Annotated in this window: 23 protein-coding genes and 1 tRNA gene; 16 read left to right on the top strand and 8 right to left on the bottom strand. The window is 72.4% G+C overall.

The window, feature by feature from the left end; genetic code table 11:
- Positions 1–3 precede the first annotated feature (3 nt).
- The 5 genes from DEJ03_RS05265 to DEJ03_RS05245 all read left to right on the top strand — a co-directional run bounded on the left by DEJ03_RS05265 (position 4) and on the right by DEJ03_RS05245 (position 3,621).
- Entirely contained in the window at positions 4–1,281 is a 1,278-nt protein-coding gene (locus tag DEJ03_RS05265) for an arginine deiminase (RefSeq protein ID WP_110863784.1), read from the top strand.
- Positions 1,278–1,943, top strand: a complete 666-nt coding sequence (locus tag DEJ03_RS05260) for a S1C family serine protease (protein WP_181422607.1) — start codon at positions 1,278–1,280, stop codon at positions 1,941–1,943. Before DEJ03_RS05265 ends, DEJ03_RS05260 begins: the two co-directional genes overlap by 4 nt.
- Positions 1,933–2,382, top strand: coding sequence for a S1C family serine protease (locus DEJ03_RS05255; RefSeq protein WP_110863782.1), 450 nt, complete (start codon positions 1,933–1,935; stop codon positions 2,380–2,382). The genes DEJ03_RS05260 and DEJ03_RS05255 overlap by 11 nt, the downstream gene beginning before the upstream one ends.
- A 66-nt stretch (positions 2,383–2,448) precedes the next feature.
- The gene (locus tag DEJ03_RS05250) at positions 2,449–3,318 is read left to right on the top strand and encodes a universal stress protein (protein ID WP_110863781.1); all 870 of its coding nucleotides are present in this window, start codon (positions 2,449–2,451) and stop codon (positions 3,316–3,318) included.
- A 9-nt stretch (positions 3,319–3,327) separates the two neighbouring features.
- Entirely contained in the window at positions 3,328–3,621 is a 294-nt protein-coding gene (locus DEJ03_RS05245; protein WP_110863780.1) for a hypothetical protein, read from the top strand.
- A gap of 16 nt (positions 3,622–3,637) precedes the next feature.
- Here the strand turns inward: DEJ03_RS05245 and DEJ03_RS05240 are convergent, their stop codons facing one another.
- Complete coding sequence (locus DEJ03_RS05240) at positions 3,638–4,513, bottom strand: alpha/beta fold hydrolase (RefSeq protein WP_110863779.1); 876 nt, start codon at positions 4,511–4,513, stop codon at positions 3,638–3,640.
- 54 nt (positions 4,514–4,567) lie between these two features.
- Here DEJ03_RS05240 and DEJ03_RS05235 point away from each other — a divergent pair, with 54 nt between their 5' ends.
- Positions 4,568–4,981 carry a MerR family transcriptional regulator gene (locus DEJ03_RS05235; protein ID WP_110863778.1) on the top strand — a complete coding sequence of 138 codons (414 nt, stop codon included), beginning with the start codon at positions 4,568–4,570 and terminating at the stop codon, positions 4,979–4,981.
- The gene (locus DEJ03_RS05230; RefSeq protein ID WP_110863777.1) at positions 4,978–6,360 is read left to right on the top strand and encodes a hypothetical protein; all 1,383 of its coding nucleotides are present in this window, start codon (positions 4,978–4,980) and stop codon (positions 6,358–6,360) included. The genes DEJ03_RS05235 and DEJ03_RS05230 overlap by 4 nt, the downstream gene beginning before the upstream one ends.
- 20 nt (positions 6,361–6,380) lie before the next feature.
- Here DEJ03_RS05230 and DEJ03_RS05225 read toward each other — a convergent pair whose 3' ends face one another.
- Positions 6,381–6,587, bottom strand: coding sequence for a hypothetical protein (locus DEJ03_RS05225; RefSeq protein ID WP_027465565.1), 207 nt, complete (start codon positions 6,585–6,587; stop codon positions 6,381–6,383).
- Positions 6,588–6,720: 133 nt separating this feature from the next.
- Between DEJ03_RS05225 and DEJ03_RS05220 the strand changes: the two genes are divergently transcribed.
- A tRNA-Gly gene (locus DEJ03_RS05220) sits at positions 6,721–6,792 on the top strand.
- 295 nt (positions 6,793–7,087) lie between these two features.
- Here DEJ03_RS05220 and DEJ03_RS05215 read toward each other — a convergent pair.
- The 3 genes from DEJ03_RS05215 to DEJ03_RS05205 are packed head-to-tail and all read right to left on the bottom strand — an operon-like array spanning position 7,088 to position 8,738.
- Complete coding sequence (locus DEJ03_RS05215; RefSeq protein ID WP_110863776.1) at positions 7,088–7,357, bottom strand: DUF6510 family protein; 270 nt, start codon at positions 7,355–7,357, stop codon at positions 7,088–7,090.
- The gene (locus tag DEJ03_RS05210) at positions 7,357–8,148 is read right to left on the bottom strand and encodes a ferredoxin reductase (protein ID WP_110863775.1); all 792 of its coding nucleotides are present in this window, start codon (positions 8,146–8,148) and stop codon (positions 7,357–7,359) included. The genes DEJ03_RS05215 and DEJ03_RS05210 overlap by 1 nt, the downstream gene beginning before the upstream one ends.
- Positions 8,145–8,738, bottom strand: a complete 594-nt coding sequence (locus tag DEJ03_RS05205) for a molybdopterin-dependent oxidoreductase (RefSeq protein WP_110863774.1) — start codon at positions 8,736–8,738, stop codon at positions 8,145–8,147. Before DEJ03_RS05205 ends, DEJ03_RS05210 begins: the two co-directional genes overlap by 4 nt.
- 235 nt (positions 8,739–8,973) lie before the next feature.
- On the opposite strand from DEJ03_RS05205, the gene DEJ03_RS05200 reads away from it, so the two are divergent.
- From DEJ03_RS05200 to DEJ03_RS05165, 8 genes are read left to right on the top strand one after another with little or no spacing between them, the layout of a single operon-like run.
- Positions 8,974–10,575 carry an ABC transporter substrate-binding protein gene (locus DEJ03_RS05200; protein WP_110863773.1) on the top strand — a complete coding sequence of 534 codons (1,602 nt, stop codon included), beginning with the start codon at positions 8,974–8,976 and terminating at the stop codon, positions 10,573–10,575.
- Complete coding sequence (locus DEJ03_RS05195) at positions 10,572–11,594, top strand: ABC transporter permease (protein ID WP_110863772.1); 1,023 nt, start codon at positions 10,572–10,574, stop codon at positions 11,592–11,594. Before DEJ03_RS05200 ends, DEJ03_RS05195 begins: the two co-directional genes overlap by 4 nt.
- Entirely contained in the window at positions 11,591–12,478 is an 888-nt protein-coding gene (locus DEJ03_RS05190) for an ABC transporter permease (RefSeq protein WP_110863771.1), read from the top strand. The genes DEJ03_RS05195 and DEJ03_RS05190 overlap by 4 nt, the downstream gene beginning before the upstream one ends.
- Complete coding sequence (locus tag DEJ03_RS05185; protein ID WP_110863770.1) at positions 12,475–14,322, top strand: ABC transporter ATP-binding protein; 1,848 nt, start codon at positions 12,475–12,477, stop codon at positions 14,320–14,322. The genes DEJ03_RS05190 and DEJ03_RS05185 overlap by 4 nt, the downstream gene beginning before the upstream one ends.
- On the top strand, positions 14,319–16,403 hold the full coding sequence (locus DEJ03_RS05180) for a CocE/NonD family hydrolase (RefSeq protein ID WP_110863769.1): 2,085 nt from the start codon (positions 14,319–14,321) through the stop codon (positions 16,401–16,403). Before DEJ03_RS05185 ends, DEJ03_RS05180 begins: the two co-directional genes overlap by 4 nt.
- Positions 16,400–17,074: a TetR/AcrR family transcriptional regulator gene (locus DEJ03_RS05175; RefSeq protein ID WP_110863768.1), complete on the top strand. Its 675-nt coding sequence runs from the start codon at positions 16,400–16,402 to the stop codon at positions 17,072–17,074. The genes DEJ03_RS05180 and DEJ03_RS05175 overlap by 4 nt, the downstream gene beginning before the upstream one ends.
- A 29-nt stretch (positions 17,075–17,103) precedes the next feature.
- Positions 17,104–17,526 carry an SIP domain-containing protein gene (locus tag DEJ03_RS05170; RefSeq protein ID WP_110863767.1) on the top strand — a complete coding sequence of 141 codons (423 nt, stop codon included), beginning with the start codon at positions 17,104–17,106 and terminating at the stop codon, positions 17,524–17,526.
- A 52-nt stretch (positions 17,527–17,578) separates the two neighbouring features.
- Positions 17,579–18,082, top strand: coding sequence for a Dps family protein (locus DEJ03_RS05165; protein ID WP_071244661.1), 504 nt, complete (start codon positions 17,579–17,581; stop codon positions 18,080–18,082).
- A gap of 86 nt (positions 18,083–18,168) precedes the next feature.
- On the opposite strand, the gene DEJ03_RS05160 is transcribed toward DEJ03_RS05165, so the two are convergent.
- Genes DEJ03_RS05160 through DEJ03_RS05150 form a run of 3 tightly spaced genes read right to left on the bottom strand, consistent with a single transcriptional unit; the run spans position 18,169 to position 20,791 of the window.
- Entirely contained in the window at positions 18,169–18,831 is a 663-nt protein-coding gene (locus DEJ03_RS05160; RefSeq protein WP_110863766.1) for a response regulator transcription factor, read from the bottom strand.
- Entirely contained in the window at positions 18,828–20,075 is a 1,248-nt protein-coding gene (locus DEJ03_RS05155; RefSeq protein WP_146237656.1) for a sensor histidine kinase, read from the bottom strand. The genes DEJ03_RS05160 and DEJ03_RS05155 overlap by 4 nt, the downstream gene beginning before the upstream one ends.
- Complete coding sequence (locus DEJ03_RS05150) at positions 20,072–20,791, bottom strand: DedA family protein (RefSeq protein WP_110863926.1); 720 nt, start codon at positions 20,789–20,791, stop codon at positions 20,072–20,074. Before DEJ03_RS05150 ends, DEJ03_RS05155 begins: the two co-directional genes overlap by 4 nt.
- Positions 20,792–20,878: the final 87 nt, after the last annotated feature.

The raw sequence follows: 20,878 nt of genomic DNA, 5'->3' as shown, positions 1-20,878 counted from the left end.
CCCATGACCACGGAGACCACCACCACCGGCGACGAGACGTCCGCCGCCCCCGCGTTCGGCGCGTTCTCCGAGGTGGGCAGGCTGCGGAGGGTCCTGGTGTGCGAGCCGGGACTGGCACACGCGCGACTGACCCCGAGCAACAACGACGCACTGCTCTTCGACGACGTCCTGTGGGTGGAGAACGCGCAGGAGGACCACCGTTCGTTCGTCCGCGACCTCGAGGGCCAGGGCGTCGAGGTGCTGGAACTCCACCGTGTCCTCGAGGAGACCCTCGGCGTCCCGGGGGCCCGGGACTGGCTCCTCGAGCGCAAGATCACCCCCAACGAGGTCGGTCCGCTCCTCGTCGACGCGACGATGCAGCACCTCGGCGGGTACACCGACAGGGGCCTGGCCGAGGTGCTCATCGGTGGGCTGAACGTCGAGGACCTGACACCGGACGGTCGTCCGGACTACCTCCGCCTGCACGGGAACGCCTCGGCCGCGGACTACCTCATGCCGCCGCTGCCGAACATGCTCTACACCCGCGACACCACCTGCTGGATCAACGGGGTGGTGACGCTCAACCCCCTGTACTGGCCCGCTCGACACGACGAGACGCTGCTGATGAAGGCGATCTACTCCTTCCACCCGGCCTTCGCGCCGGCGCTCGACCACGTGGTGTGGGGCGACCCCGAGCGGGACTGGGGGCTTGCGACCTTCGAGGGTGGCGACGTCCTGCCGGTCGGCAACGGTGTCGTGCTGATCGGCATGAGCGAACGGACGTCACGACAGGCGATCACGCAGGTCGCCGCCGCGCTGTTCGACCGGGGCGAGGCGGAACGGGTGATCGTCGCCGGGATGCCCAAGCTCCGGGCGGCCATGCACCTCGACACCGTCCTCACCTTCGCGGACGTCGACGTCGTGACCGTCTACCGGCAGATCGTCGACCACATCAAACCGTTCACCCTGCTGCCCGGCCGCACGGGATCGGTGCACGTCGTCGAGGAGACGGAACCGTTCCTCGACGTGGTCGCTGCCGCGATGCACATCGACGGCCTCCGCGTCGTGGACACCGGCGGTGACGAGTACGCCGCGGAACGACAGCAGTGGGACAGCGCGAACAACGTCGTCGCACTCGAACCGGGTGTGGTCTACGCCTACGACCGGAACACGCTGACCAACGACCTGCTCTCCCGGGCCGGCGTCGAGGTCCGCACGATCCGGGGGGCCGAGCTCGGACGCGGACGAGGCGGTGGTCACTGCATGACGTGTCCGCTCCTGCGCGACCCGTTGCCCGCGTGAGCGCTCCACGGTCCGGACCCGAACCCGGCCGGGCCCGTTCCTGGCTCTTCTTCGGAGCGAGTGTCGTCGCCGTGCTCGCCGTCGGCACCCTCGCCGGGTGGATCGGGTCGCGGAACGAGGCGAGGACGGACGAAGCGGGGGCCGGCCGCACGACCACCGCGGCGGTCTGCAATGCCGCCGACGTCGCTCGACGGGTGCTGCCGAGCGTCGTGACCATCGAGGTCAGCTCGCCGAGCGGCGAGGGCTCGGGCAGCGGTGAGGTCATCGACCCGTCCGGGATCGTGTTGACCAACGACCACGTCATCGCGGAGGGAAGCGGTGGACGCATCACGGTGCGACTCGACGACGGGACGGAACTCCCGGCCGAGATCGTCGGTCGTGATCCGCGGACCGACCTGGCGGTCCTGCGCACCGAACCGGACCGCCGGCTGCCGGCGCTCGACTGGGGCGACTCGAACCGACTCGTCGTCGGCGAACCCGTGGTCGCACTCGGCGCTCCGCTGGGGCTGTCGGGATCGGTCACCACGGGTGTCGTCAGCGCCCTCGGGCGCAGTGTCCCGGTGCCGACGGCGGACGGCACCGGCACCACGGTGTTGACCGGTGCGATCCAGACGGACGCGTCGATCAACCCCGGCAACCGGAGGTGCACTCGTGGACTGTGACGGGCGTCTCGTCGGCATCAACACGGCGATCGCGACCGTGCCGACCACGAACGGCGAGGGCAGCGGCAGCATCGGGATCGGCTTCGCCGTCCCGGCGGCCGTGGCCAGGCAGATCACCGAGGCGCTCCGCACGGACGGCGAGGTCGCCCACCCGACCCTCGGGATGCAGACCGTGCCCGTGGTCGTCCGACAGCAGACCGGCGCCGTCGGTCCGGGTCTGCAGGTCACCGAGGTCACGGCGCGCGGAGCCGCCGACCGTGCGGGTATCGCCGTCGGGGACGTGATCACCGCCATCGAGGGCGTCGACGTCCTCCATCCGGAGACGGTCACCTTCCTGGAGGCGACCAACGCGAGCAGCGACCGGTTCGCCGTCACGTTCGTCCGGGACGGCCGAGAGGACGCCACGACCTTGACCCTCCTTGCCGCGACGACGTCGTGAAGGACGCGGTGCAGCACACGGCGCAGGACGCCCACCGAGCACATCGAGAACGAAGGACAGAACCTGATGGCAGAACGAGAACGCAACCGGATCGTCGTCGGCTACGACGGCTCCGACGCCTCCGTCGGAGCACTGGACGCCGCGATGACGATGGCGGACCGGCTCGGGGCATCGGTGGACGTCGTGACCACGTGGCGGTGGCCGACGAGCTGGAGTGCGCCGCCGGCCGGGTCCAGCTGGTCGCCGTTGCACGATGCCGAGGAGATCCGTGCGCACGCGGAGGAGCAGATCGGGCAGGAACGGCTGGACGCCGGGACGGTCACGACCCGCAGCGTCGAAGGTGGGGCCGCCCAGGTCCTGGTCGAGTCGGCGGCGGGCGCGGCCCTCCTCGTGGTCGGCAGTCGGGGTCGGGGAGGGTTCCGCGGGCTGCTCCTCGGTTCGGTGAGCACGGCCTGCATGCAGCACGCCCCCTGCCCGGTCATGATCCACCGGAACCCGACGCGGCCCGTCACCGGGTCGGGGACCGTCGTGGTCGGGGTCGACGGGTCGGAGGAGTCGTGGGAGGCGCTCCGGTTCGCGCTGACCGTGGCCAGACGCCTCGGTTCCCCCGTCCGCACCGTCACGAGCTGGGAGTGGCCGACGGCGCTGAACCGTGACGAACCCCCGTTCGACCACTGGTCACCCGACGGCGACGCGAAGGCCAAGGCGGCGAGGGCGCTCGACGTCGCGGCGGACCTGGTGGGCGATGACGTCCAGGTCACCAGCGAGACGGTCGAGGGCCCCGCGGCGGAGGTCCTCATCGAAACCGGTCGGGACGCAGCGTTCCTCGTGCTCGGCAACCGCGGGCTCGGAGGGTTCCGCGGGCTGCTCATCGGCTCGGTCAGCCAGGAGTGTGCGCAGCACGCCACCTGCCCCGTCGTCGTCCACCGAACGTGAGTCCGGACGATGCACACCGCAGTCCGCTGGGAGCAACAGGGACCGAAGTCGTGGGTGGCGCGCGACCACGGGACCAGCCTGGGGCTCGTGCTGCACGTCCGTGAACGGTTCCTGGCGTTCGACCAGGACGACCGTCCGCTCGGGAGCGCAGCGTCCCTGGCGGCGGCCCAGCAACTCGTCGCCGGTGCCGTCCGCTCGAGTGCCCCGGCTCGACGGGACACCGTCGCGGTGGTGCTGTCGGTGCTCGCGGCGCTGACCGTCGGGGGAGCAGCCGTCGTGCTCGCCGCCCGCGCCCTGATCTGAACGGTTCCGTGCAGGGTCACTCCGAGCCCACCGGACGGTGTACCCACTGCCGGAGCGCGGCCGTGACCGTGACGGGGTCCTCCCACTGCGCGAGGTGGCCGACGTCGTCGAGCACGACGACCTCGGGGTGCCCCGGCAGCGCCGTCTGCAGGTCGTACGCCTGGTGCAGGGGGATCCAGGGGTCCTGCCGCCCCCACCCGATCCGGGTCCGGCACCGCACGGAGCCCAACAGCTCGGCCACGGCCCGGGTGTCGTCGGGGGTCAGCGCGGCGATCTGGAGTGAGAACGCGACCTGCCCTTCGGGGCCGGCCCACGGCCGCGCCAGGGTCTCGAGGTCCGCCGGCGAGAAGCCCCGCGACGAGGCACCGTCGATGTACTGCCGCACCAGGGCGGCGTGCAGGTCGCCGGGGAGTCGGTCGAAGCCGTCACGGTGCTCCGCCACCAGCCGGAAGAGCGGAGACCCCCAGGGGTCGAGCACGACGGCGTCCCAGAGGAACAGGCTCGCGTACTCGGCACCGTGCAGCAGGTGCGCCCGGAGCGCCACGGCGCCGCCCACGTCGTGTGCGACCAGGTGGGGTCGATCGAGCCCCCACCGGTCGAGGAGCGCGCCGAGACGGATGGCCTGCGCTCGGAGTGTGGTGTCCACGGTCGGCCCGCGGTCCGAGTCGCCGTACCCGGGCATGTCCCAGAGGAAGACCCGGTGGTCCTGCGCGAGCGCCCGGCCGACCTCGGCCCAGACCGCCGACGACCAGGGCGTGCCGTGAGACAGGACGACGTCGCCGCGTGCCGGTCCTGCCGGCTCGAGGACCCTCGTGGCGATGGTCGTGCCGTCCACGACGACGGGGACCGGAGCGGGGAGGGGGACGGGGAGGGGCACTCGACGTGGCAGCATGGTCGCACGCTAGGACCTCAGGTCGACCTGAGGTCAAGAGGAACGGACGGGGCAGTGCTGATCGGTGCAGCAGCTCGGCGGATCGGCGTCGAGGCCCACGTGCTGCGGCACTGGCACGACACGGGGGTCGTCGTCCCCGATCGAGCGCCGTCGGGTCACCGGGAGTACTCCGAGGAACACGTCCGTCGCCTGCAGGTCGTCCGGGCCTGCCAGGGCGTCGGCATGAGCCTGGCGGAGATCCGGCTGGTGCTCCGACGGAGTGCACCCGACCGGTCCGGAGTGATCACCGAGCGTCTCCGTCAGATCCGGGCGCAGCGTGACCAGCTGGCCGACGCCGAGCGGTTCCTCGAGCACGTGATCGACTGCACCCACGACCTGCTGACACGGTGCCCGTCGTGTTCCGCCTACGCCTCCTCGGGCACGCGGCTCCGGTCGGGGCCCTCCGCACCGGTACCGTTGCGTCCGTGAACGACGACCCCGATGCCGCCATCGCCCAGCACGTCCACGACGCCTGGGACGGTTCCCTGCGCCTGGTGCACATCACGATCTCGGACGAGGACGGTGATGCCTACCCCGGGCAGGACGTCGACCGGTGGGTGATCGACGTCCGTGTCCCGATCACCGACGACGACGAGACCGAGGCGGTCTCCGTCGCCGAGGTCACCGCCTTCACGAGCCGTGCACCGGAGTCGCTCGAGGCACTGGTGCTCGGCTACCAGGTCTCCGACGTCGCCGGGTCCTTCGCGTCCGCCGTCGCCGCGCAGGACGCGACGGGGGAGACGTTCTTCTCGCTGCAGACCCACGCCGCCGAGATGCTCGGCAAGCCCGACCTGCTCGCCGTCGACCGGCTCACGGTCCGTCCCGCGTACCGGGGGCTGCCCGGACTGGTGCCGGCGATCGTCGACGCCGTCCGCCACGGACCGGCCGGCCGCACCGCATCGTGGGTGCTCACGGACCCGTCGGTGTGGGACGTGCCGTTCGGTGAGGACGACCGGTCCGCCGGCGCGTTCGTGGAGTGGGCCGACACCGCGGTGCTCACCTCGATGAACGCCGCGCCGGACGACCTGGAACACCTGTCGCTCGTGCCGCCGGCCGGTGGCATCGTGATGGGGTCCCGGGCGGACGAGGTGCACCTCGGCGACGCGATCGACCACGCGATGACGCAACCCGCGATCGCGGTGCCCTTCGACCTGCCGCCGAAGCTCCCCGCCAGCATCTGGGCCGCCGCGCCCGAGGACGTCCACGGCGTGCACCCGGACGAGACCACCGGGTCGATCACGGTCGAGACGCACGACGAACAGCTCGAGGTTGTCGGTTCGCCCGGCACCGCACCGCAGCTCGTGGGGATCTCGGCCTCGGCCGACGCCGCGACCCAGGAGTGGCTCCGCACCGTGCACCAGCGTTGGTGGCAGTACGAGCCGGACCTGCACGCCCGCATCCACGACGTCGTCGACGAGTACCTGTCCACCGGACACATCGAGTCGGCGTCGGACGAGCTCGCTGGGCACCTGCACGCACCCGACCTGCCGCCGTACCGGACGGAGTGGCCGGGCACCGGTACCGTCCTGCTCGAGGAGCTCGGCGAGGACACCGAACCCATCGTCTTCGACGCCGTGCTCGAGGACGGCACCCGGCACGAGCACATCGGCGTGGTCGTCGTGCACGAGTCCGGACACGTCCGCGCGTTCCTGCACGACGAGTGGGAGCCAGGGTTCCCGGCCGCCGAGGCCGCGGTCGCGCACCTCATCAGCCTGGGTGCCGGAGAGTTCTTCGCGGACGCCCTGCACGACGAGCTGTCAGCGGGTGTCGAGCACGCGATCCTGACGGGTGACGTCCGCGGTCACTGACCGGGCCGCCCTGGGTCGGCTCAGACCGGGCGGTAGATCGCGATCGGCGGGGTGTCGTCGTCGCCGGCGTCGTGGGCGTCGCCCGTCGCGAGCCAGGTGCGGCCCTCGTGCTCGATCGTGGTCGGCAGGTCGCCGTGCACCAGGATCCGGATCGCGGGGGCGTCGCCGTCGACCAGGTCGACGCCGTGGGCCTCGGTCCCGCCGGGATTGTCGTGCACGTAGCTCATGGTCCGATCGAACTCCGTCGACCTGACGGACGGCCCGCGCCGCGCCGGACACGCCCGGAACCTTCACCGGAACCGGTGATGCCGCCCTTCTTCGGGTAGAGTCATCTCCGCACGGCCAGGACGGCGTGTGAATGCGGATGTGGCGCAGTGGTAGCGCATCACCTTGCCAAGGTGAGGGTCGCGAGTTCGAATCTCGTCATCCGCTCAGAACAGGAAGACCGGAACCCCCGTCGCTCGGAAGAGCGGCGGGGGTTCCGTCGTTGGGGGGCGTCGCGGCACCGAAGGCGTGGGGGCCCGGCGGGCGCAGGCTTCGGGTTCCCGCGCCCACCGGGCGCGGAGGCGACCCTGCCCCCACTGGTACGCGCCGGGTGGGTGGCCCGGCGCAGTTCCGAGGATGTATCCGGAGCCGTCCCCCGTTCGGGTGGGAACCGGATCAAGGGTTGCGGGAACCCGCAAGGAACCCGCAAGAAACTCGCACGACCCGCCGCTCAAGCCTTGTGCTACTCGGTGCCGTCCGGTATGCACGCCGACATCGTGCGGGCGCCGGGCAACCCCACCCACCGCCGGGCTCCGGACTCGACGACCGTGACGAGCACCGTGTCACACCCGCGGCAGCGCGCCACCGACCCCATCGCGGTGCGGTAGACGGTGGTCTGCCCGAGCACCCCGAGCGACCCGCACCCGGCGCAGCGCAGGGCGACCACGGTCGGCTCGGGCCCCAGACTGTCGGCCAACGTCCCCGCCAGCGCGTTGCCGTCCACGACGACCATCAGTTGCCCCCGAACCGTTCGGCGCGCACGTCGCTGGTGTCGTGTCCGAGCTCGGTGAGCCAGCGCAGCACCTGCTCGACGAACGGCGTCGACCCGCACACGTAGACCAGGGCGCCCGCGTCCGGCGGGAACACCGCGGCAGCGAGCGCGTCCCGCGTCAGCCGACCGGCCGGCACGGACGAGCCTGGAGGCGCGGTGCGGCTGTACACGTGGGTCACCTCGAGCGGTGCCCGGCTCGCGAGCGCCTGGTCGAGTTCCGCACGGAAGAACACGTCGTCCGGTGTGCGGACGGCCGCGAGGAGCCGGAAGGGCGTCGGGTCGTCCGCCTCGGCGTGCGCGGTCACCATCGCGACGAGCGGCACGATGCCGGAGCCGCCGGCGATGAGCTGCACCGGACGGGCGGACTCGCCCGGCCGCCAGACGAACCAGCCGCCCAGGGGGCCGTGGACCTCGAGCGCGTCGCCGACCTCGACGGCGTCGACGAGGAACGGCGAGACCTCGCCGCCGTCCACCCGGTCGACCGCGAGCACGACGTCGGTCGCGGGGCCGGCTGACGCGATCGAGTACGAGCGCTGTGCCTGGTAGCCGTCCTCGGCGGTCAGCCGCAGGTCCAGGTGCTGCCCGGGGTCGTTGCCCGGCCAGGTCGGGACGTCCAGGACGATCCGCCGCGCGTTCGTCGTCTCGCGGCCGACGGACGCGACGGTGGCGGCGTGCCAGGCCGGCCGCCTGCGGGTGGCGGGACGAGCGACGGGGGTGATCCGTGCCTCCAGGCCGGTGTCGGGGAGCGTCACCAGTACCGCTCTTCCTTCCACGGGTCGCCGTGCAGGTTGTAGCCCGCGTTCTCCCAGAAGCCGGGCTCGTCGTCGGACTGCATGACGATGCCGCGCACCCACTTGGCGCTCTTCCAGAAGTACAGGTGGGGGACCAGCAGGCGGGCGGGCCCACCGTGCTCGGGCGTCAGGGGCTCGCCGTCGGCCTCGAACGCGATCCAGGACTTGCCGTCGAGCAGCTCGTCGAGCGGGACGTTGGTCGTGTAGCCGCCGTAGCTGTGCACCATGCAGTAGTCGAGTTCGGTCTCGACGTCCTCGAACAGGCGGTCGAGCGGGACACCCCGCCACGGCATGTCGAGCTTGCTCCAGTGCGTGACGCAGTGGATGTCGACGGTGACGTCCTCGACGCCGAGTGCGTGCACCTCGTCCCAGGTCCACTGGTGCAGGCCGGACTCGGTGCGGATCGAGAAGGCCCAGTCGGTCGGCTCGATGTCGGGCGTCGCCCCGGCGGACAGGACGGGCCAGTCGCGGACCAGGGTCTGACCGGGCGGGATGCGGGTGTCGTCGCGGTCGTCGCGGCGACCGCCGAACCCGCGGGTGAACGTGGCCATGGTCCTCCTCGGGGACGTCGGTGCGTTCCCGATCATGCCGTGTGCCGGGCGGTGCCGTGTAACGGGTTGGTAAACGTTCCACCCGTGTACTGAACGGTCGTGCGCGGCGGCGGATCCGCGCAGGCTCGCCGATCGGGCCGGACGCGGTGGTGATCCGCGCGTCAGGAGCGGGCTTGGGGGATCGGCCCGGGACCTCTATCGTTCACCGGAACGATTACAGGAGGGGTCACCCCGAATGCAGCCCATCGTCCCCGAACCCCGCAGTGCCCACGGTCCGAGCCGTCGGGCGCTCATCACCGGCGCCGCCGGTCTGGCCGGCCTCGGCCTGCTCACGCTCGCCGGATGCAGCTCCGGTGCGACCGCCGGCACCCCCACGATCCCCGAGGCCGCGGCCACCGGCGTCGCCCGTCGCGGCGGACGCCTGCGCATCGCGCGGCCCGCCGCGTCCGCCGCCGAGACCCTCGACTCCGCGAGCTCGCTGTCGGCCTACGAGTACCTCGGAGCGCTGTACAACCGGCTCGTCAAGCTCGACCAGCAGGGCACCCCGGTCCCGGACCTGGCCGAGGAGTGGTCCGCGAACGCCGACGGCACCGAGTGGACGTTCGCGCTCCGCCGGGGCGTGACCTTCCACGACGGGTCCCGGTTCACCGCCGACGACGCCATCGCGAGCATCCGGCACATCCTCGACGAGAAGACCGGCAGCCCGCAGGCCGGGGTGCTCGGCGAGGTCATGGACGCCGACTCGATGCGCGCCGTCGACCCGTACACGCTGCGCTTCTCGCTGACCAAGCCCAACGCCGAGTTCCCGTCGCTGCTCACCGCCTACCAGTGCTACATCGTGCCGGTCGACGCCATCGCCGACATCGGCCGCACCGGGATCGGGACGGGGCCGTTCCGGCTGTCGTCGTTCACCCCCGCCGGTGCCGGCAGCGTCGAGGCGTTCCCGGACCACTTCGCCGGCCGCCCGGCGCTCGACGGCATCGACTTCTACTCGATCCAGGACACCACCGCACGGGTGAACGCCCTGCTCGCCGGGCAGATCGACCTCATCTCGCAGACCAACCTGGACTTCGCCACCGCCCGGGTGGTCTCGGCGTCCGACCGCGCCACCGTCGCCCGGTCGAAGAACGCCCAGTGGTACACGATCCCGATGCTGGCCACGAGCGACGAGTTCAGCGACCCGCGGGTGCGCCAGGCGATGAAGCTCGCCTACGACCCCCGGAAGATCGTCGACACCGCACTGCAGGGCACCGGTTCGGCGGGTTGGGACAACCCCGTGCCGCCGCAGCTCGCCGCGTTCGTCGACGACCACCGCGAGTACGACCCGGACAAGGCCCGGGCGCTGCTCAAGCAGGCCGGGCGCGAGGACTTCCGCGCCGCGATCTACACGTCGAGCTACGAGTCGGTGTTCACCCCGATGGCTGTCGCCTACCGTGACGCCGTCGCCGACGCGGGCATCCGTCTGACCGTCCGCAACGCGAGTTCGGACTCGTACTACACGCAGATCTGGATGCAGAAGCCGCTCATGGTGAGCTACTGGTTCACGGGGCGGCCGATCGACCAGCTGCTCAACCAGATCTTCCGCTCGGGGTCGTCGTACAACGAGAGCGCCTGGTCGAACGAGACCTTCGACGGGCTGCTCGACGACGCCCGCGCCGAGATGGACGACGCCAAGCGGCTCAGCCTGTACCAGGACGCCCAGCGGCTCGTCGTCGAGGACGGTGCCGACATGACGCCGATGTTCGGCGACCGGCTCGTGGGGTTGTCCCGCGACGTCGTGAACTACTCGGAGTACGGCTTCGAGTTCGACTACCTGCGGATCGGACTGCGCCGATGACGACCACGAACACACCGTCGGACGTCCTCGTCCCCGTCCTCCGCCGCGTCGGCATCGCCGTGCTGACCGTGGTGCTCGCCTCGCTCTTCGTGTTCCTCGCGGTGCAGGCGCTCCCCGGTGACGTCGCCCAGCAACTGCTCGGGCAGAACGCCACCCCCGACGCCGTCAAGCAACTGCGCGAGACCCTCGGCCTCGACCAGAACGTCTGGCTCCGCTACCTGCAGTGGCTCGGCGGCGCCGTGCACGGCGACTTCGGCACCTCGCTCGTCAGCGGCGAACCGGTCGCCCCGACGCTGTTCACGGCCTTCCGGAACAGCATGCTCATCGCCGTGCCCGCGATGCTCGTCGGCGTCACGGTGTCCCTGACGCTCGGTGTCGTCGCCGGTGTCCGCCGCGGCCGTCCGAGCGACAAGGTGATCTCGATCGTCAGCCTGGTCGTGATGAGCGTGCCGGAGTTCATGGTCGCCACCGTGCTGGTGCTGCTGTTCGCGATCGGCCTGCCGGTGTTCCCCGCCGTCGTGCTGCGGGGGAGCGACGCCACCGTGGCCGAGCTGCTGCCCACCATCTGGCTGCCGATCATCGTGCTGACCCTCGCGATGGCCGCCTACATCGTGCGGACGGCCCGCTCGTCGACCATCGACGTGATGGCGTCGGAGTTCGTCACGACGGCCGAGCTCAAGGGCCTGACGATGCGCCGGGTGGTGTGGAAGCACGCGGTCCCGAGCGCCCTGCTGCCGACGCTCAACGTCGTCGCGCTCAACGTCGCGTGGCTGCTCGGCGGTGTCGTGGTGGTCGAGAACGTCTTCAACTACCCGGGGATGGGCAAGCTCATGCTCGAGTCGGTGTTCAACCGCGACCTGCCCACCATCGAGGCGATCGCCCTGCTGAGCGCCCTGATCTACGTCGTGTGCAACCTGGCCGCCGACCTCGTCGCGCTCGCACTCGACCCGAAGCTGCGGACCCGCCAGCGACGACCGCGCACCCGCAGCACCCGCAGCACCAGGAAGGCCGCAGCATGACCGCCACCGCACCCCGCCGCCGCGTCGGACGCGACGTGCTCGCCGGCGCGCTCGCGCCCCTGCGCGGGTCGACGGCGCTGAGCCTCGGCCTCGGCCTCATCGCCCTGCACGTCGTCCTCGCCCTGCTCGCACCGGTCATCGCCGGGCACGACCCGGTCGCCACGAACGCCGGCGACGTGCTCGCCGGTCCGACGTGGACCCACTGGCTCGGCACCGACCAGTACGGGCGTGACGTCCTCTCCCGCACCCTGAACGGCGGCCGGTACGCGCTGTCCGTGACCTTCCTGGCCACCACGATCGCCGTCGCGGTCGGCACCGTGCTCGGCTGCGTCACGGCCTACGCCGACAACTGGTTCGACGAGGTCGTCATGCGCGTCGTCGACGCCCTGCTCAGCGTGCCGTCGATCCTCGCGCTCCTGGTCGTCGTGACCGTCTTCGACGCCGGCCTCTGGGTCATCGTCCTCGCCGTCACGGTCGTCTACGCCCCCGCGGTGACCCGGGTCGTCCGCGGTGCCGCCCGCACCGTGATCACCCAGGACTACGTCACCGCGGCCCGCGCCCGGGGCGAGCGGCCGCTGTCGATCGTGTTCCGCGAGATCCTGCCGAACGTGCTCGACGTCGTGCTCGTCGAGTACGCGATGCGGGCCTCGTGGATCGTGCTGCTCGTCGCGTCGCTGTCCTTCCTGGGCTTCGGCGCGAACCCACCGACCCCGGACTGGGGCCTGATGGTGCAGGAGAACCGCACCGCGCTCACCGTGGTGCCGCTCGGCACCCTCGCCCCGATCGTGGCCCTCGCCACGCTGGTGATCGGACTGAACCTCGCGGCCGACGGCCTGAGCAAGTCGCTCGGCGTCGACCGCGCCAAGCAGGGAGTCAGCGCATGACCCGCACCGACACCGGCACGACGTCCGCCGCGACGGCGACCGTGCCCGACGCGATCGTCCGCGTGGACGACCTGTCCATCTCGTACGCCGCCGGCAAGCGGCGCGTCCCCGTCGTCCGGGGCGTCTCGTTCGCGATCGAGGCCGGTCGCACCCTCGGCCTGGTCGGCGAGTCCGGCAGCGGCAAGTCCACCGTCGCGCGGACGCTCCTCGCACACCTGCGCGCCGGGTCGGCGATCGACGGCGGGACGGTCCGCGTCGACGGCGCCGACGTGTTCGCCCTGTCGCCGGCCGGCCGCCGGGCGCTCCGCGGCGGCACCGCCTCGGTCGTCGCCCAGAACGCCGGACAGGCGCTCACCCCGTCGATGCGCGTCGGCGAGCAGATCCGCGAGGCCCTCCGCGCCCACGGCGAGCCCGACGGCCCCGAACGCGTCGCCGAGCTGGTCCGGCTGGTCCGGCTGCCGGACCCCGACGCGATCGTCCGCCGGTACCCGCACCAGTTGTCCGGCGGGCAGCAGCAGCGCATCGCCATCGCGATGGCCGTCGCCGCCCGGCCGCGCGTGCTCGTCCTCGACGAACCGACCACCGCCCTCGACGTCGTCACGCAGGCCGCGGTCCTCGACCTGGTCGCCGACCTGGGTCGGCAGCTCGGCATGGCCGTCCTGCTCGTCAGCCACGACCTCGGGGTGGTGTCCGCCATGGCGGACGAGATCGCCGTGATGCGCGACGGCGAGGTCGTCGAGCACGCCGCCACCGCGGCGCTCTTCGCCGCGCCGCAGCACGAGTACACGCGCGCCCTGCTGGCCGCGGTGCCGGACGGGCGGCGGCCTGGGCCCACGTCGCCGGTTCCGGATCGACGCGCCAGCGGCGAGTCGGCCGTGCCGATGGGGAGAGGGACGGATCGCGACGCCCTGGACGCGACCGCCCCCGGGACGGTCGGCTCCACGGCCACCGGCACCGTGCCTCCCGAGCGCGCAGTCCGCCCCGTGGTGACCGCGGACGACCTGGTGATCCGCTACGGCCGCGGCCTGCCGGCCGCCGTCGACGGCGTCTCGTTCACGATCGCCGCGCACGAGACGCTCGCCGTCGTCGGCGAGTCCGGCAGCGGCAAGTCGACGCTCGCGACGGCGCTGGCCGGCCTGGTACCGGCCGAGTCGGGGACGTTCACGTACGACGACGGCACGACCCGCGGCGACCTGCGCGAGCCGATCGCCGGTCGCGCGCCCGCCCTGCGGCGTGCCGTGCAGCTCGTGTTCCAGAACGCGGACACGTCGCTCAACCCGCGGCGCACCGTGGGCGCAGCCGTCGCGCGGCCGCTCCGGCTGTTCAGCGGCTCGTCCTCGCGCGAGCGCGTGGCCGCCCTGCTCACCCAGGTCGGACTCGGGCCGGAGTTCGCCGACCGCCTACCCGCGCAGCTGTCCGGTGGGCAGCGACAGCGCGTCGGGATCGCGCGCGCACTGGCGGCCGAGCCGTCGCTCGTGATCGCCGACGAGATCACCACCGCGCTCGACGTGCAGGTGCAGGCGGGGATCCTCGCGCTGCTGGCCGACCTGCAGCGCGAACGAGGGCTCGCCTGCCTGTTCATCAGCCACGACCTCGCCGTGGTGCGGGGCGTGGCGGACCGGGTCGCGGTGATGACCGGCGGCCGGATCGTCGAGATCGGACCGACCGAGCGGGTGTTCACCGGCCCGAACCACCCGTACACGTCGACGCTGCTCGCGGCGACGCTCGAACCCGGCAGCACGACCCTGCCCGACGTCGGTGACGGGGTACCGCGCTGGCGGCACGCCGACGGCTGGACCGACCACGGCGACGGACACCGCACCCGCAACTGGGAGGACGCATGACCACCGACGACGGCACCGCCGCCGCCACCTTCACCGCCATCGGCGACCCCGGCTCGCTGCCAGCGGGCGTGACGGTCCGCGACGAGTGGATCCCGATGCCCGACGGCGTGCGGCTGCACGCCCGCATCTGGGCACCGTCGGAGTCGCCGACGCAGCCGGGTGCGACCAGCGGTCCGACGCCGGTGCTGCTCGAGTACCTGCCGTACCGGCTCGACGACTGGACCGCACCGCGCGACTCGGAGCGGCACCCCTGGTACGCCCAGCACGGGTACGCCTCGGTGCGGGTCGACATCCGCGGCACCGGGTCGTCCGACGGGTTCTTCGACGACGAGTACAGCGAGCAGGAACTGCTCGACGGCGAGGCCGTGATCGCGTGGCTCGCCGAGCAGCCGTGGTCGACCGGCGCCGTCGGCATGTTCGGCATCTCGTGGGGCGGCTTCAACGCGCTGCAGCTCGCGGCCCGGGCACCCGCCGCCCTCAAGGCCATCGTGACGGTCTGCTCGACGGACGACCGGTACGACAACGACGTGCACTACGTCGGCGGCGCCGTGCTCGGCATCGACATGGCGGCCTGGGGCGCGACGATGTTCGCCTTCAACTCGCGGCCGCCCCGGCCCGAGGTCGTCGGTGCCGGGTGGATCGACCGGTGGCGGGAACGCCTCGAGGCGAACCGACCGATGACGCCGGTGTGGCTCGCGCACCAGGAGCGTGACGACTACTGGCGGCACGGCAGCGCGGCCGAGGACTACGACGGCATCCGCGCCGCGGTGCTCGCGGTCGGTGGCTGGGCGGACCCGTACCGGGACGCCGTGCTCCGGCTCGTCGACCACGTCAGCGCCCCCGTGAAGGGCATCGTCGGCCCGTGGTCGCACCAGTACCCGGACCGTGGGCTCGCGCCGGGGCCGTCGATCGGGTTCCTGCAGGAGACCCTGCGGTGGTGGGACCGCTGGCTGCGCGGGGTCGACACCGGCGTCGAGGACGACCCCGCACTGCGGGCCTGGATCAACGAGGGCGAAGCCCCCGCGCCCTACTACGCCGGACGCCGCGGTCGCTGGATCGGTGCCGAGGCGTGGCCCTCCGCCGCGACCCACGAGCGTGTCCTGCCCCTCGCCGCCCTGCGCGGCGGTGACCTCGGGCCGGTCGTCGTGCGGTCGCCGCAGCACACCGGGGTGGACGCCGGTCGGTTCTTCCCGTTCGGCAACGCCACCGACCTGCCGACGGACCAGCGCGCCGAGGACGGCCGGTCGGTCACCTTCGACCTGCCCGTCGGCAAGGCGTTCGACCTGCTCGGCAACGTGCTCGTGCGGCTGTCCGTCACGAGCGACCAGCCCCGGGCCACCCTGACCGTGCGGCTCTGCGACGTCGCGCCGGACGGCTCGTCGACGCTCGTCACGCGCGGGGTGCTGAACGCCGCGAAGCGCGACGGCATGGACCGCGACGACGTGCTCGTGCCCGGGACGCCCGCAGACCTGCCCGTGCGCCTGGTCTCGACCGGACACCGGTTCGCCGCCGGACACCGGCTGCGCATCGCGGTCTCGTCGTCGTACTGGCCGTGGGTGTGGCCGCACGGCGTCGAAGCCACCGTGACGATCGACCCGACCGCCTCGAGCGTCACCCTGCCCACCTGGACCCGGTCGACCGACGACGGGGTGGTCTTCGCCGAGCCCGAACGGTCCGAGCCCCTCGTGATCGAGCGCGTCGCGCCGGCCGACCCGCTGCCGCAGCGCACGGTCACACACGACGTCGAGACCGGGGAGTGGACGCTCGACGTCGACCCCGGGTACGGCGGCGGGCGCGTCTACCCGGACGGCCTCGTGTTCACCGAGGACGCCCGCGAGACGTACCGGATCCGCTCCGACGACCCGACCAGCGCACGGGCGAGTTCCCGCTGGGCGATCGGGCTGACGAAGCCGGAGTGGGCCGCGCGCCTCGAGACGACGTCCGAGGTCACCGCCGACGCCGACACCTTCCACGTCGTCAACACCGTGCGCGCCTGGGCACGCGACGGCGGACCCGACGAACCCGAGGTGCTCGTCACCGAGCGGACCTTCGTCGACGACGTCCCACGGACCTCGGCGTGACCGCGGCGGCACGCGTCCGGCAGCGGCCGGAGGTCCGGCGCGCGATGATCGTCGAGGCCGCCCGCGCGGTGATCGTCCGGAACGGCGTCGGCGCCACCGGACTGCGCGACATCGCGGCCGAGGCCGGCGTCTCCGTCGGCACCGTGACGTACCACTTCGGCAGCGTCGCGGAGATCCTCAACGAGGTCGTGGTGCTCGAGACGGAGCGGTTCTACGGCGCCATCGTCGCGGCGGTCGACGCCGAACCCGACGTGCTGGTGGGGTTGCGGATGCTCGTCGCCCCGCTGTTCGGCGACACCGAGCAGGTCCGGCAGCACTGGCGGATCTGGTCCGACTACTGGACCGCGGTGGTCCGGCGGCCCGAGGTCGCCGCCGAGTACGCCGAACGCATCCGCGTCTGGGAGGCCTGCCTGGTGCGGGTCATCCGGCGCGGGGTGGACGCCGGGGTGTTCGGTGGCACACGCCAGGGCAGCGACGGCGGCGACCCCGTCGACGCCGAAACCGTCGCGCTGCAGCTCGCCGCGTACAGCGACGGCGTCGCGACCCAGATCGCCCAGGGCGTCCCGGGGCTGACGAACACGGTCGCCCTGTCGTGGATGTGGCGGTTCCTGTCGCACGAACTCGGTGTGCCCGCTGTGGACATCGCCGGAATGGGTCGTTCCCCCTTGTGATGAGGTAAGGCTTCCCTTACCGTTGCCACATGGCACGGACCCGGCGACAGCCCAGCGAACGCATCCTCATCGTGGGCAGTGCCGAGGACCTCGTCGAGATCCACCGCCAGCTCGAGGAACTCCCCGAGAACGCGTACGGGCAGGTGTTCGTCGAGGTCGCCCTCGACGAGCAGATCCGCATCCTGCCGGCCCCGCCGCGCGTCACCGTGACCTGGCTGGTCCGGAGCGCCCGCAGCTCGGCCGTCGCTCCGCTGGTCTTCGCGGACCACGGCGAAGCGCTGGCACACGCCCTGACCGGGTGGGCCGCCGAGTGGTGCGTGACGGGCTGCGAGCCCCGCACCTCGGTGTGGATCGGGTGCGCGGACAGCCCGTGGATCGAGCGCGCTCGGTCCATGGTGCAGCTCGAACTCACCGACGCCGGCCAGCAGGTCCAGGTCGAGTACGGCGGGTAAGGGCAGCCTGCTCTTCCTTGCAATGTGCAAAAGACGGGGGCATGGTTGTGCCATGACCACGCAGAGCAGCACCACCACCCCGAGCACCACGTCCCCGTTCTCGACCACGCCGGAGCTCGCAGCCGGGGTCGCCCAGTTCCTCGCCCCCGTCGTCATCGACCTCGAGGCGCTCGTCGTCAACGGCAAGCAGGCCCACTGGCACGTCCGTGGCCGCAACTTCGTCGGCGTGCACGAGCTCCTCGACGAGATCGTCGAGCACGCGCAGGACTACGCGGACAAGGCTGCGGAGCGCATCGTAGCCCTCGGCCTGCCGGTCGACTCGCGCATCGCGACCGTCGCCGCGAACACCACCCTGCCGCCGCTGTCGCAGGGCTTCCAGAACTCCGACGTCACCATCACCGAGGTGATCGCCCAGATCGACGCCGCGCTGCTGCAGGTCCGCCGTGCGGTCGACGGCCTCGACGAGGTCGACCTCAACAGCCAGGACGTCGCGATCGAGATCGAGCGCGCGCTGACCAAGGACCGCTGGTTCCTGCAGGCGCACCTCGCCGCCTGAGTCGCGACCACACCTCTGACGGGAGGCCCGGTGCCAGCTGGCACCGGGCCTCCCGTCCGTCTACGGTCACGTCCCGGGCCCGCACCTCACGCGGACGGCGTGACCAGCCCGCTCTCGTAGGCCAGCACCACGGCGTGCACCCGGTCCCGCAGCTGCAGCTTCGCCAGGACGCGGCCGACGTGGGTCTTCACGGTCTGCTCGGCGATGAACAGCTCCGCCGCGATCTCGCCGTTCGACCGACCCCGCGCCATCAGCAGGAACACGTCCCGCTCCCGTTCGGTCAGCACGTCGAGCACCTCGGTCCGCGGGGCCGCCGACTGCGGACCGGCGACGAAGGCCTCGACGAGGTGCCGGGTCACCCGCGGTGCGAGCAGGGAGTCGCCGGCCGCGACGGTCCGCACGGCCTGCACGAGCTCCTCGGCGCTCGCGTCCTTGAGCAGGAACCCGCTCGCCCCGGCACGGAGCGCGTCGAACACGTAGTCGTCGATGTCGAAGGTCGTGAGCATCACCACGCGGACGGGCGACTCCGCGGGCGCCGTGGTGATCCGCCGGGTCGCCTCGATCCCGTCGAGCTCCGGCATCCGGACGTCCATCAGGATCACGTCCGGCCGGAGCCGGATCGCCATCACGACCGCCTCGGCACCGTTCGCGGCCTCGCCGACGACCTCGACGTCGTCCTGGGCCTGGAGGATCGCCCGCAGTCCGACACGGAACATCTGCTGGTCGTCGACCACCATCACCCGCGTCATCGCGTTCCCCCGTCGGCCGTTGGCTGCGACGTGGTCGCGGTGGGCCGGGTGGGCAGACTGACGGCGACGCGGAAGCCGCCGTCCGGGTCCGGTCCGTGGTCGATGGTGCCGCGGAGCGCGGCGACCCGCTCGCGCATGCCCGCCAGACCGAAGCCGCCGTCGTCCGGCGGCGCACCGGGCACGATGCCGACCGGTGGCGCCGTGTTGGCGACCTCGACCGTGAGGGCCGAGCCGTGCCTCCCGACCGTCACGACGGTGGTCGCACCGGGCGCGTGCCGGGCGACGTTGCCGAGCGCCTCCTGCACGACCCGGTACACGGTGAGCTGTGCGAGCCGGTCGACGTCGTCGAGGTCCGGGTCGAGCCCCTCGTCGAGTCGGAGCTCGACGCGGATGCCGGCCGCGCGGGTGGCCTGCACGAGCGCGTGCAGGTCGGCGAGCCGCGGCTGCGGTGCGCGCTCGGCGTCGGCGTCGCCACGCAGCGTGCCGAGCAGCTGCCGCATCTCCCGCAGGGCCGTGCGCGAGGTCTCGGCGATCGCGGCGAACTCGGTGCGGGCCTCCGGCGGCAGGTCCGCGACGCGGTACGGGGCGGACTCGGCCTGCATGTGCACGACGGACATGCTGTGGGCGACGACGTCGTGGAGCTCACGGGCGATCCGTGAGCGCTCCTCGACCGTCCGACGTCGTGCCTGCTCGAGCTCGGTGTCCCGGCGGGCGGCGGCGAGCTCCTCACGCACGCTCCGGCGCTGCCCGATCACGACCGCAGCGGCGGCCAGGACGAGGGTGTCGCCGGCGCTCACCACGAAGCTCGTCGCCCAGACGTCGACCTGCCCCCACCGGTCGGGCGTCACGCCGATGAGCAGCAGGGTGAGCAGCGTCGCCGCGACCCAGACCACCGCGGTGAGCCGCCAGGTGGTGCGGACGCCCAGCACGACGAGCAGCACGCTCAGGCCGATGATGCTCGTGACGGAGACCGGCCAGGGCCCGACGGTACCGGGTGCCGTCAGGACCCCGAGGCCGGCGAGGGCGACGAGGTGCGCGACCGACGCCGTGCGGGGGAAGAGCGGTGCGAGGCCGATGCTCGCCGACAGCACGGCGGTCACGAGCAACGCGAGCGGCACGGGGACGCCGTAGAACACCGCGGTCACGGGTGCGGCGACGGCGAACAGGGACACCACGACGACGACGAAGCCGATCTGCACGGCAGGCCGGACCCAGGCGGGTCGGGGCTTCGGGACGACGGTCACGGGCGGGCGGTCTCTCCGGTTCGGGCGAGGCAGGGTTCGGGGGCGATGGCGATGGCGATGGCGGTGGCGGGTGTGGCTGTGGTGGCTGTGGCTGCGGCTGCGGCGCGGGCTTCGCGGGATTCGCGCTTGCGGCTGATGGTACCGAGCACCCGGTCGACCGCGATCCCGAGCCCGGCGGCGACCACCATCGACACCAGGGCGGCGACGATCGGTTCGTGCAGCACGCTCGACGCGGCCAGGGCGATCCCGATCGACACCGCCGACCACGCCAGCCCCGCGATCGCGCTGATCGCGAGGAACCGGCGGTAGGACAGCCGGGTCGCGCCGGCGGTCATGTTGACCGCGACCCGGCCGACCGGGATGAAGCGACCGGTCAGGATGAGGCTGGCGGAGCGGCGCTGCATCTGCCGCTCCGCGAACGCGAAGGCCGCCGCGATCCGTGGTCGCTTCGACCGGGCCAGGCGAGCGAACCCGATCCGGCGCCCGATCCAGTACGCGATCGAGTCGCCGGCGATCGCTCCGAGGGCGGCGGCGACGAGCACCACGGCGAGGACGGGCTGTCCGGACGTCGCGGCGATCGCGGCGACCGCGACCAGGGCGGACTCGCTCGGCACCGGCGGGAAGAAGCCGTCCACCAGGCACAGGACGAAGAGGACGACGTAGACGAGCGGGCTCGCGGCCAGCTCGACGACGAGCGGGGTGATCTGGTCGAACACGGGGTGCTCCCTCCCGCCGACGGAACTCGCCGACGAGGACGACGCTACGGAGCCGACGCGCCGCGGCCATCCCGCGGCGGTCTCGAC

This window comes from Curtobacterium sp. MCLR17_043 (genome assembly GCF_003224215.1).
Lineage (GTDB): Bacteria > Actinomycetota > Actinomycetes > Actinomycetales > Microbacteriaceae > Curtobacterium > Curtobacterium flaccumfaciens.
Note: the sequence above shows the minus strand (reverse complement) of the source record. Positions and strands in the feature narration are given on the sequence as shown.